Source organism: Spectribacter acetivorans (assembly GCF_031846305.1).
Taxonomy (GTDB): domain Bacteria; phylum Pseudomonadota; class Gammaproteobacteria; order Nevskiales; family Salinisphaeraceae; genus Spectribacter; species Spectribacter acetivorans.
The window spans coordinates 34867-46205 of sequence record NZ_JAVRHY010000020.1 but is presented as its reverse complement, the minus strand read 5'-3'; the positions used below and the strand labels follow the sequence as shown (position 1 = coordinate 46205).

The window sequence follows — 11339 nt, the reverse complement described above, 5'->3', positions numbered from 1 at the left end:
AGCCCCGTGCATCAGCACGGGGCTTTGTATTAAGAGCCTGGCGGTGGTCCGGCCCTCGGCCCTGCGGGTCGAGGGCGTTCGCCGGGGCGAAGCAGTGCTTCGCCCTTTCCCGGCTCACCCTACTCTCCTCTTGAGAGCAGGTCAGATCATCAAGCCCAAAATGAAAAACCCCCAGCCTGACGGCTGGGGGTCTGTCATTTAAGAGCCTGGCGGTGACCTACTCTCGCACGGAGATTCCCCCGCACTACCATCGGCGCTGAGCGGTTTCACTTCCGAGTTCGGAATGGGGTCGGGTGGTTCCCACTCGCTATGGCCGCCAGGCAAACCGTCTGCCGACCGAGTCAGGGACTCGGCCAGCCAATTCGCAAGATCGCAACGAACACGTTGTCGTTGAAAACGCTTGAGCGTTATATGGTCAAGCCTCACGGGCAATTAGTACCAGTAAGCTGAATGCGTTGCCGCACTTACACATCTGGCCTATCAACGTCCTAGTCTTGGACGACCCTTGAGAGCCCTCGAGGGGCTAGCGAGATCTCATCTTGAGGTGGGCTTCGCGCTTAGATGCTTTCAGCGCTTATCCCTTCCGTACGTAGCTACCCGGCAATGCCACTGGCGTGACAACCGGAACACCAGAGGTACGTCCAACCCGGTCCTCTCGTACTAAGGTCAGATCCTCTCAAATCTCGAACGCCCACGGCAGATAGGGACCGAACTGTCTCACGACGTTCTAAACCCAGCTCGCGTACCACTTTAAATGGCGAACAGCCATACCCTTGGGACCTGCTTCAGCCCCAGGATGTGATGAGCCGACATCGAGGTGCCAAACTCCTCCGTCGATGTGGACTCTTGGGAGGAATCAGCCTGTTATCCCCGGCGTACCTTTTATCCGTTGAGCGATGGCCCTTCCATACAGAACCACCGGATCACTAAGACCAGCTTTCGCTCCTGCTCGACCCGTCGGTCTCGCAGTCAAGCACCCTTTTGCCTTTGCACTCAATGCGCGATTTCCGACCGCGCTGAGGGTACCTTTGCACTCCTCCGTTACTCTTTGGGAGGAGACCGCCCCAGTCAAACTACCCACCATACACTGTCCCTGACGCCGATAAGGCGCCCAGGTTAGAACCTCAAACATTCCAGGGTGGTATTTCAAGGGTGGCTCCACGCCGGCTGGCGCCAACGCTTCAAAGCCTCCCACCTATCCTACACAAGAATGTTCAAAATCCAGTGTAAAGCTGTAGTAAAGGTGCACGGGGTCTTTCCGTCTTGCCGCGGGAACACTGCATCTTCACAGCAATTTCGATTTCACTGAGCCTCGGGTGGAGACAGTGTGGCCATCGTTACGCCATTCGTGCAGGTCGGAACTTACCCGACAAGGAATTTCGCTACCTTAGGACCGTTATAGTTACGGCCGCCGTTTACCGGGGCTTCGATCAAGAGCTTCGCCGAAGCTAACCCCATCACTTAACCTTCCGGCACCGGGCAGGCGTCACACCCTATACATCCTCTTACGAGTTAGCAGAGTGCTGTGTTTTTAGTAAACAGTCGCAGCCACCTGGTCACTGCGGCCCGTCTCAGCTCCGGCCGCGAGGGCCTTCACCTAATGCGGGCGCACCTTCTCCCGAAGTTACGGTGCCATTTTGCCGAGTTCCTTCACCCGAGTTGTCTCATACGCCTTGGGATTCTCACCCCGCCCACCTGTGTCGGTTTGGGGTACGGTCCCACATGACCTGAAGCTTAGAGGTTTTTCCTGGAAGCATGGTATCAATCACTTCACCCCCTTGGGGGCTCGTCATCACGTCTCGGCATTGATCTCCCGGATTTACCTAAGAAACCTGCCTACACGCTTGAACCGGGACAACCATCGCCCGGCTGACCTAACCTTCTCCGTCACCCCATCGCAGTCATGCGAGGTACGGGAATATTAACCCGTTTTCCATCGACTACGCCTTTCGGCCTCGCCTTAGGAACCGACTCACCCTGCGCCGAATAGCGTTGCGCAGGAACCCTTGGGCTTTCGGCGGGCCGGTTTTTCACCGGCCTTATCGTTACTCACGTCAGCATTCGCACTTCCGATACCTCCAGCATGCCTTCCGGCACACCTTCAATGGCTTACGGAACGCTCCTCTACCACGCGTGTAAACACGCGTCCGCAGCTTCGGTGCATGGCTTTAGCCCCGTTACATCTTCCGCGCGAGCCGACTAGACCAGTGAGCTATTACGCTTTCTTTAAAGGATGGCTGCTTCTAAGCCAACCTCCTGGCTGTCTGTGCCTTCTCACATCGTTTCCCACTTAGCCATGACTTGGGGACCTTAGCTGGCGGTCTGGGTTGTTTCCCTCTCCACGACGGAAGTTAGCTCTCGCCGTGTGTCTCCCGTGATTGCACTTACCGGTATTCGGAGTTTGCCTCGGTTTGGTAAAGTCTTGTGACCCCCCTAGCCGAAACAGTGCTCTACCCCCGGTAGTGATACACGAGGCGCTACCTAAATAGCTTTCGAGGAGAACCAGCTATCTCCGGGCTTGATTAGCCTTTCACTCCGACCCACAGCTCATCCGAAACTTTTTCAACAGTTCCCGGTTCGCGCCTCCAGTCGGTGTTACCCGACCTTCACACTGGCCATGGGTAGATCGCCCGGTTTCGGGTCTACTCCCAGCAACTAATTCGCCCTGTTCAGACTCGGTTTCCCTGCGCCTCCCCTATACGGTTAGGCTTGCTACTGAGAAGTAAGTCGCTGACCCATTATACAAAAGGTACGCAGTCACACCCCGAAGGATGCTCCCACTGCTTGTACGCACACGGTTTCAGGTTCTATTTCACTCCCCTCTCCGGGGTTCTTTTCGCCTTTCCCTCACGGTACTGGTTCACTATCGGTCGGCAGAGAGTATTTAGCCTTGGAGGATGGTCCCCCCATGTTCAGACAGGGTTTCACGTGCCCCGCCCTACTCGATTTCACCTGATACGCTTTTTTGTGTACGGGGCTTTCACCCACTATGGCCAGACTTTCCAGACTGTTCCACTAAAACAAACCAGGCTTAAGGGCTAGTCCCCGTTCGCTCGCCGCTACTAAGGGAATCTCGGTTGATTTCTTTTCCTCCGGGTACTTAGATGTTTCAGTTCCCCGGGTTAGCCTCCATGGCCTATGTATTCAGCCATGGATACCGCTAATGCGGTGGGTTTCCCCATTCGGAAATCTCCGGATCAAAGGTTGTTTGCCACCTCCCCGAAGCTTATCGCAGGCTACTACGTCCTTCATCGCCTTCTGCCGCCTAGGCATCCACCATGTGCGCTTTGTTGCTTGACCATATAACCTCAAGCGCTCTCGGTGTACCGAGATTGCCAGGTTGTACAACCACTCAACGCAATCAACATACTAGACAACTACTGTAATCTACAGTGTTCGTTTGCGATCTTACGAATTGTTAAAGAACAGTGACTTCGAAATCCGAAGTCACAAAAAGCGGCTCGAAGCACAAGCCGCTTTTTGTGATTTCGGTCCCGCTGACTGGTGGAGCCAGGCGGGATCGAACCGCCGACCCCCTGCTTGCAAAGCAGGTGCTCTCCCAGCTGAGCTATGGCCCCGAAAATATGGTGGGCCTGGGAAGACTTGAACTTCCGACCTCACCCTTATCAGGGGTGCGCTCTGACCAACTGAGCTACAGGCCCGCGGGTCAGAGAAAAGAACCGAAATGAGCGCGCGGCGCTACGGTTCCAGCTCTTTTCTCTCACGATTCTGAACAAGTGACTTGTGTGGGCGCTCCACCAGCTTTGGCGAAGCATTCTCTTAAAGGAGGTGATCCAGCCGCAGGTTCCCCTACGGCTACCTTGTTACGACTTCACCCCAGTCATCGACCACACCGTAGAGACCGTCCTCCCGAAGGTTAGACTAGCCTCTTCTGGTGCAGCCGACTTCCATGGTGTGACGGGCGGTGTGTACAAGGCCCGGGAACGTATTCACCGCAGCAATGCTGATCTGCGATTACTAGCGATTCCGACTTCATGCAGTCGAGTTGCAGACTGCAATCCGGACTACGACAAGCTTTATGGGATTAGCTGAACCTCGCGGTCTCGCAACCCTTTGTACTTGCCATTGTAGCACGTGTGTAGCCCTGCCCATAAGGGCCATGATGACTTGACGTCATCCCCACCTTCCTCCGGTTTGTCACCGGCAGTCTCCTTAGAGTGCCCAACTGAATGCTGGCAACTAAGGATAGGGGTTGCGCTCGTTGCGGGACTTAACCCAACATCTCACGACACGAGCTGACGACAGCCATGCAGCACCTGTCATTCGGTTCCCGAAGGCACACTCGCATCTCTGCAAGCTTCCGAAGATGTCAAGGGCAGGTAAGGTTCTTCGCGTTGCATCGAATTAAACCACATGCTCCACCGCTTGTGCGGGCCCCCGTCAATTCCTTTGAGTTTCAACCTTGCGGCCGTACTCCCCAGGCGGAGAACTTAACGCGTTAGCTTCGACACTGACCGGTTAGACCGACCAACGTCTAGTTCTCATCGTTTACGGCGTGGACTACCAGGGTATCTAATCCTGTTTGCTCCCCACGCTTTCGTACCTCAGCGTCAGTGTAGGCCCAGAAGACTGCCTTCGCCATTGGTGTTCCTCCACATATCTACGCATTTCACCGCTACACGTGGAATTCCATCTTCCTCTACCACACTCTAGTCACGCAGTTTCGAATGCAATTCCCAGGTTGAGCCCGGGGCTTTCACATCCGACACACGTAACCGCCTGCGCACGCTTTACGCCCAGTAATTCCGATTAACGCTTGCACCTTCCGTATTACCGCGGCTGCTGGCACGGAATTAGCCGGTGCTTATTCGACAGGTACCGTCAAGGGCACGGGTATTAACCGAGCCTTTTTCTTCCCTGTTTAAAGTGCTTTACAACCCTAGGGCCTTCTTCACACACGCGGCATGGCTGGATCAGGCTTTCGCCCATTGTCCAAGATTCCCCACTGCTGCCTCCCGTAGGAGTCCGGGCCGTGTCTCAGTCCCGGTGTGGCTGATCATCCTCTCAGACCAGCTACTGATCGTCGCCTTGGTAGGCCGTTACCCCACCAACAAGCTAATCAGACGTAGGCTCATCCATCGGCGCGAAGCCCCGAAGGGTCCTCCGCTTTGCCCCGTAAGGATTATGCGGTATTAGCTCGAGTTTCCCCGAGTTATCCCCCACCGTTGGGCAGATTCCTACGTATTACTCACCCGTCCGCCGCTCGACGCCCACCCGAAGGTGTCGTTTCCGCTCGACTTGCATGTGTTAGGCCTGCCGCCAGCGTTCAATCTGAGCCAGGATCAAACTCTCCAGTTTATAACTTCAAACTGGTGCACGAATACTGACCCGAAAGTCAGGTTCGTGCGTGAGCGACCCAAGCGATATTCGCTTAGGATGCTCTTTGGGTCGTTGGCTTTCGCCGCGACCGGTGGAGCACCCACACAAGCCACTTGTCCATGTTTTTAAAGAGCGTTTGCGGCGGCTGTCCGCTGCAAGGAGGGCGTATTATAGGGGCCGTAACTCAAGTGTCAACAACTTTCTGAAATTCTTTTCGGCAGGCCCGCCCATCGCCCGTCCGGAGCCCTTATGCGGGCTGACTACTCGGCATTTTCAAGCCGCACACGGGCCACCCGTCGCTTGCCCACCCGCAGGATGTGCACGGCATCCGGGGCAAGTACGGCGCCCGGATCCTCGACGCGCTGGTCATCCACACGCACGGCGCCCTGCTTGATCAGCCGGATTCCTTCCCCGTTGCTCGCGGTCAGGCCGGCCGATCTGAGCAGTGCCGCCAGCTGCATGCCAGCGGCCGGAATTGCTATGGGCACCTCCGGCAGGTCCTCCGGCAGCCCGCCGTGACTGAACCGCTCGACGAATTCGGCCTGCGCCTGCTCCGCGGCGGCTGCCCCGTGGAAGCGGGCGACCAGTTCGCGCGCGAGCCGGAACTTGATGTCCCGCGGGTTGGCCCCTTGCCCGATATCGTCGCGGTAGCCGCGAATGGTGTCGAGCGGCTCGAACGAGAGCAGCTCGAAGTAACGCCACATCAAATCATCGGATATCGACATCAGCTTGCCGAACTGTTCCGCCGGCGGCTCCTCGATACCGACATAGTTGTCCAGCGACTTCGACATCTTGTTGACGCCATCCAGCCCCTCGAGCAGGGGCATGGTCAACACCGCTTGGGGTTTCTGGCCGTACGCCTGCTGGATCTGGCGCCCGACCAGCAGGTTGAACTTCTGATCGGTGCCCCCGAGCTCGACATCCGCCTCGAGCGCCACCGAGTCATACCCCTGGATCAGGGGATACAGGAATTCATGGATGGCAATGGCCTGCCCCCCGTTGTAGCGCTTGTGAAAGTCGTCGCGCTCGAGCATGCGGGCCACGGTATGGCTGGCCGCCAGACGAACCAGGTCCGCCGGTGTGAGCGGATTGATCCAGCTGGAGTTGAACACCACCCGGGTTCTGGCCGGGTCCAACACCTTATATATCTGTTGCTCGTACGTGCGCGCGTTGGCGGAAACTTCTTCCGCCGTGAGTGGTCTTCTGGTTGCGCTCTTGCCGGTCGGGTCACCGATCATGCCGGTGAAGTCGCCTATCAGGAAAATGACGTCGTGGCCGAAGTCCTGAAAGGCACGCATCTTGTTTAGTAGAACAGTGTGCCCGAGATGCAGATCGGGAGCGGTCGGGTCGAAGCCCGCCTTCACGCGCAGGGGACGATTCTGGGACACTGCGTCCTGCAACCGTTCGGCGAAGTCCGGCTCGGGGATGATCTCGTCCGCACCGCGGCGGATTTCGGCGAGCTGGTCAGACATGAATGAATTGAAACCTCGTCACTGGGCCGCTGGCCGGTCCCGCGGCTTTTGATATTTTACACGTATTTGGCTTGCTAAACGCCCGGTTTTATGGTTGTTTAAGCTCCGAGGGTTGGCCATTGCAACCGCCGGACAACCACGGAACCGGGTTTGGGGAACGGGATCCATGAATCGAATCGGGCAGGATTATATCGGCGTCAGACAGCCAGTGCGCCGGACAACGCCGTGGCACTGGCTGGGTATAAGCCTGACGATTGCAGCGGTCGCGACCGCCATTGCGCTGATTGCGCCCAGTTCCGTGGCCACCGATTCCAAGGCCGATGGTGATTCCGCCTCGACCCGCGACACGGTGATCATCGACACGCCGGTGATGGCGAATGCGCCGGTCGCCAGTGCCCCGGCCTCGGCGGAACCGGTACGGGTGGCCATGACCATGCCGGAAGCAACGCCCGAACCGCTCGACGCGTCTCCGGCGATGGCGATGCCCGCGCCGGCCGGCTCGGTGTTCGATACCGAAATCTTCGCCCCCGCCAATCTGGAACCGGCCCCGGCGATGCCCCGCTGGTCCTCAATCGAAATCCAGCGTGGTGACACGTTGTCGCTGGCGTTCCAGCGCCACGACCTGTCCTACGGCGACTCGCTGGCAATCGCCAACCTCGACGAATTCGGACGCCACTTCACCCGGGGCCTCAAGGCTGGCGACACTCTGCGGGTACAGGCTGACCCGAAAGGCGTGGTACATGCCGTGGATTACCCACTGGACAATATCCGCACGCTGGAGGTCCGTCGGGCCGAGGATGGCTTCGATGCCCGGATCGACACGGCCGATGTGGAACGCCGCGAGGCCTACGCTGTGGGCAGCATCGACACCAGCTTCTATGTCGACGCCCTGGAAGCGGGACTGTCCGATCAGCTGATCATGAAACTGGCCCATATCTTCGGCTGGGATATCGACTTCGTCCTCGACATCCGGCAGGGCGACCGCTTCACCGTGATCTACGAGGAGCTTTTCCGGGACGGCGAGAAGATCGGTACGGGCGCAATCCTGGCCGCGGAGTTCAACAACCGCGGGCGCCAACTGAAGGCGCTGCGCTTCACCGCCGCCGACGGGGAAAGTGATTACTACGCGCCGGACGGCAAGGCCATGCGCAAGGCTTTCATCCGGACGCCGCTCAACCAGTTCCGCATCAGTTCGCATTTCAGCACCGGCCGCAAGCATCCGATCCTGCACAAGATCCGCGCGCACCACGGCACGGATTACGCCGCCCCCACCGGCACCCCGGTACGCGCCACCGGCAACGGACGCATCGCCTTCCGCGGCACCAAGGGCGGGTACGGCAACACCATCATCGTCAAGCACAGCAATCAGTACACCACCCGCTACGCGCACCTGTCCCGGTTCGCGTCCGGCGTGGGCATCGGCAGCCGCGTGCGACAGGGCCAGACCATCGGTTATGTCGGCATGAGCGGGCTGGCCACGGGCCCGCATCTGCACTACGAGTTCCGGGTATACGGCACGCCCAAGGATCCGATGCGGGTGGCCCTGCCCACCGCCGAGCCGCTGCCGGAAAAGCACATGGCAGCGTTCAAGGAACACGCCGAGCCGCTCGTGGCGCAACTCGACTCGCTGGGTCAGGTACAGGTCGCGGACAATCGCGACGGCGACTGATGCGCCGGTGACCGGTTACTACATCGGGGTCATCTCCGGCACCAGCCTTGATGCCGCGGATGTCGTTCTGGCCCATGCCGCCGATGGCGATCGTCCCACGCTGGAGGCCACACACAACCATCCGCCGCCCGATGCGCTAAGACAGCGGTTGCTGCAGATAACCCAGACCCGACCACCGATCGATATCCGGGAACTCGGCCAGCTTGACCGGCAGGTGGCCGACTGGATGGCGGACGGTGTTCTCGCATTGCTGGACGAGACGGGTATGGCGCCCGGGCGCATCCGCGCCATCGGCAGCCATGGCCAGACGCTATACCACGACCCGCAACCGCCGCATCCCTTCACGTTGCAGATCGGCGACCCCAACCGCCTGGCAGCCCGGACCGGCATCACCACGGTGGCGGATTTCCGGCGCGCCGACATGGCGGCCGGCGGCCAGGGCGCCCCCATGGTCTGCGGCTTTCATCAGGCGATGCTTGCCCTGCCGGACCGGCAGCGCGCGGTCATCAACATCGGCGGTATTGCCAACCTGACCTGTCTCCCGGCCGGCGCCACCCTCGAAGACCCAAGGTTGACGGGCTTCGACACCGGCCCCGGCAACGCGCTGATGGATGCCTGGATTGCCCGGCACCAGGGCAGGCTTCAGGACACCGATGGTGAATGGGCGAGTACCGGCCGCGTTCACGAGGGCCTGCTGTCCGTCCTGATGGCCGATCCCTATATTCGAACGGCACCACCCAAGAGCACCGGCCGGGAGTATTTCCACCTCGGCTGGCTGGATCACCAATTGGCAGGCATGCCTGCGATCGCGCCGGCCGATATCCAGCGGACACTGCTGGAATTCACCGCCGTCAGCATCCGCGACGCGGTGGCCGCCTGCCCAGGACGCACCGACGAGGTACTGCTATGCGGCGGTGGTGCGCGCAACGCACGGCTTCGGGAACGACTGAGCGCGATGCTGGCGCCGACTCAAGTGATCACGACCGATGACGCCGGCATACCGGCGGACTGGGTGGAGGCCGCGGCGTTCGCCTGGCTGGCCATGCGCACGCTCGCCGGACTGCCGGGAAACGTGGCGTCGGTGACCGGGGCCAGCCGGGCGGTGATACTCGGCGGGATCTACGCGCCGGCCGTCGTCAGCCGACCGCCGTCACCCGGCTAGACGGCGAACGAATTGCCGCAACCGCAGGTGGTCGTGGCATTGGGATTCCGGATCACGAACTGCGCGCCTTCGACGCCGTCAGTGAAGTCGATCTCGGCCCCGCCGAGGTAGAGAACGCTCATCGGGTCGACCAGCAGCGTCACACCGCTCTTCTCGATCACGGTGTCGCCGTCCTCGACGTTCTCGTCGAAGGTAAACCCGTACTGGAACCCGGAACAGCCACCTCCGGACACGAACACCCGGAGCTTCAGGGCCGGATTGTCTTCGTCATCCAGCAGTTCACGGACCTTGCCGGCGGCGGCATCGGTAAACACCATCGCCGACTCGGCTTGCATATCTTGTTCGAGGGTTTCGCTCATAGCATCCCTATCGTAACTGACCGGGCCAAATCCTACAGGCTGGTCTTCTTTTCCCGGGAGGCGTCGAACAGCGTGCCAGCCGCACGGCTGTGCTCTTCCGGGTCCGCCGCGCCGTCGCCGGCGCGGTCCGGCAACGGTGCCACCTTGTCCTCGGCAGCGCCCTCGTGGACCATCTGGCCGTTGACCATGGCACCACTGGTCATCTCGATCAGCCGGTAGTAGACGTTGCCGTTGACCTTGGCCTTGGCCGAGAGCGTGATCCGCTGGTCGGCGTGGACATCGCCCTCGATCGACCCGTTGAGAACAATATGGGGGACGCGGACGTCGCCTTCAATGGTGCCGCTCTCGCTCACGCTCAGCACGGCGTTCTTGTCCGATTCCGCCATCACCTTGCCCTTGACCTTGCCATCCACGTGCAGGCCGCCGGTAAAGGCCACGTCGCCGGTGATCACGGTCTGGCGACCAATCAGCGTGTCCACGGTGTTGGTCGCCTTGGGCGACCGGGCCGGCACTTCATCGCGATCCTTGTCGTTTCCCCACATGGTCGGTCTACCTCCTCGCAATAATGAACCGGGCGTTAGTCATCCGGCTTGAATACCTCGCGCCAGCGGAATGATCCGGTGACCGGCTCCGCGCCCGGCCCCGTGTTCACCACCACCTCGACCAGCGTGGGCTCGAAATCGGGCGGCAGCCGGAATGTATCGGCCAGCTCCTGAAAGTATTTGAAAGAGAACACGAGTTCGTCGGCCGAATCAAGCGCCAGCTCGGGCCAGGTCAGGCTGACGGATTCGCCGTTCTGCAGCCCCTCCAGCCGGAGTTTGACCTGGCCGCTGACCGCGGAATCATGCTCGACCGCCTGAATCAGCACCAGCTGGAACTGATACACCCCGGCCTCGCTGGCCTCGTGCACCTGCAACTCCTGCAGGCGCAGGCCGGCCTCGGCTTCGGATGGCGAGACGATACCCCGGTAGAACGCCAGTTCCTTCTTGAGCTTGGCCACCTGGGCCTGGACGTCGTCAAGCGAGTTCTGCAGCGCACTGATGGCCTGCTGGTCGACATCGGCGCCGCGCTCGAGCATTACGTTGCGCTCCGACAGCTTGCGATTCTCCGTCTCCAGTCGCCGCTTCTCCGCCAGCAACAGCTTGCGGTCGCTCTCGATCTTCTGCTGGCTGGCGACCTGCCGTTCGATGGCCGTGGGCGCATGCAGCCGCCCCAGCCAGTAAATGCCCCAGCCGCCGACCAGCAGCGTCGCGACCGCAATCACGACCATCAGGCGACGGCGGCGCGCCTGTGCGGCGGTACGGATGATCAGCCGGTGGCTTCCGTCGCTCATGATA

The 11339-nt window shown here is 60.2% G+C and carries 6 protein-coding genes, 2 tRNA genes and 3 rRNA genes; 2 read left to right on the top strand and 9 right to left on the bottom strand.

What is annotated here, in order from left to right; translation table 11 throughout:
• Positions 1–204: 204 nt before the first annotated feature.
• From rrf to tyrS, 6 genes are all read right to left on the bottom strand, one after another.
• Positions 205–321: ribosomal RNA gene (gene rrf / locus RM531_RS15015) — 5S ribosomal RNA — on the bottom strand.
• 90 nt (positions 322–411) lie between these two features.
• A 23S ribosomal RNA gene (locus tag RM531_RS15010) occupies positions 412–3300 on the bottom strand.
• Positions 3301–3502: 202 nt separating this feature from the next.
• Positions 3503–3578 (bottom strand) — tRNA-Ala (locus RM531_RS15005).
• Positions 3579–3585: 7 nt separating this feature from the next.
• Positions 3586–3662, bottom strand: a tRNA-Ile gene (locus tag RM531_RS15000).
• A 120-nt stretch (positions 3663–3782) separates the two neighbouring features.
• Positions 3783–5319: ribosomal RNA gene (locus tag RM531_RS14995) — 16S ribosomal RNA — on the bottom strand.
• Together the 16S, 23S and 5S rRNA genes with 2 tRNA genes alongside form the textbook arrangement of a ribosomal RNA operon.
• A 281-nt stretch (positions 5320–5600) precedes the next feature.
• The gene (tyrS, locus tag RM531_RS14990; RefSeq protein WP_311660435.1) at positions 5601–6812 is read right to left on the bottom strand and encodes a tyrosine--tRNA ligase; all 1212 of its coding nucleotides are present in this window, start codon (positions 6810–6812) and stop codon (positions 5601–5603) included.
• Positions 6813–6978: 166 nt separating this feature from the next.
• On the opposite strand from tyrS, the gene RM531_RS14985 reads away from it, so the two are divergent.
• The gene (locus tag RM531_RS14985; RefSeq protein WP_311660434.1) at positions 6979–8481 is read left to right on the top strand and encodes an OapA family protein; all 1503 of its coding nucleotides are present in this window, start codon (positions 6979–6981) and stop codon (positions 8479–8481) included.
• Between the two features lie 7 nt (positions 8482–8488).
• Positions 8489–9643: an anhydro-N-acetylmuramic acid kinase gene (locus RM531_RS14980; RefSeq protein ID WP_311660432.1), complete on the top strand. Its 1155-nt coding sequence runs from the start codon at positions 8489–8491 to the stop codon at positions 9641–9643.
• On the opposite strand, the gene erpA is transcribed toward RM531_RS14980, so the two are convergent.
• The 3 genes from erpA to RM531_RS14965 are packed head-to-tail and all read right to left on the bottom strand — an operon-like array spanning position 9640 to position 11335.
• Positions 9640–10002, bottom strand: coding sequence for an iron-sulfur cluster insertion protein ErpA (erpA, locus tag RM531_RS14975; RefSeq protein ID WP_349255453.1), 363 nt, complete (start codon positions 10000–10002; stop codon positions 9640–9642). The genes RM531_RS14980 and erpA overlap by 4 nt on opposite strands.
• Positions 10003–10034: 32 nt before the next feature.
• Positions 10035–10544 (bottom strand): bactofilin family protein, encoded by a 510-nt coding sequence (locus RM531_RS14970; RefSeq protein ID WP_311660430.1) that lies wholly within the window; start codon positions 10542–10544, stop codon positions 10035–10037.
• A gap of 35 nt (positions 10545–10579) precedes the next feature.
• Entirely contained in the window at positions 10580–11335 is a 756-nt protein-coding gene (locus RM531_RS14965) for a DUF6776 family protein (protein WP_311660428.1), read from the bottom strand.
• Positions 11336–11339: the final 4 nt, after the last annotated feature.

What these genes read in the sequence shown, in the direction of transcription:
- tyrS (WP_311660435.1), bottom strand. Translation starts at nt 6,812, where the DNA reads ATGTCTGACCAGCTCGCCGAAATCCGCCGCGGTGCGGACGAGATCATC.
- RM531_RS14985 (WP_311660434.1), top strand. Translation starts at nt 6,979, where the DNA reads ATGAATCGAATCGGGCAGGATTATATCGGCGTCAGACAGCCAGTGCGC.
- erpA (WP_349255453.1), bottom strand. Translation starts at nt 10,002, where the DNA reads ATGAGCGAAACCCTCGAACAAGATATGCAAGCCGAGTCGGCGATGGTG.
- RM531_RS14970 (WP_311660430.1), bottom strand. Translation starts at nt 10,544, where the DNA reads ATGTGGGGAAACGACAAGGATCGCGATGAAGTGCCGGCCCGGTCGCCC.
- RM531_RS14965 (WP_311660428.1), bottom strand. Translation starts at nt 11,335, where the DNA reads ATGAGCGACGGAAGCCACCGGCTGATCATCCGTACCGCCGCACAGGCG.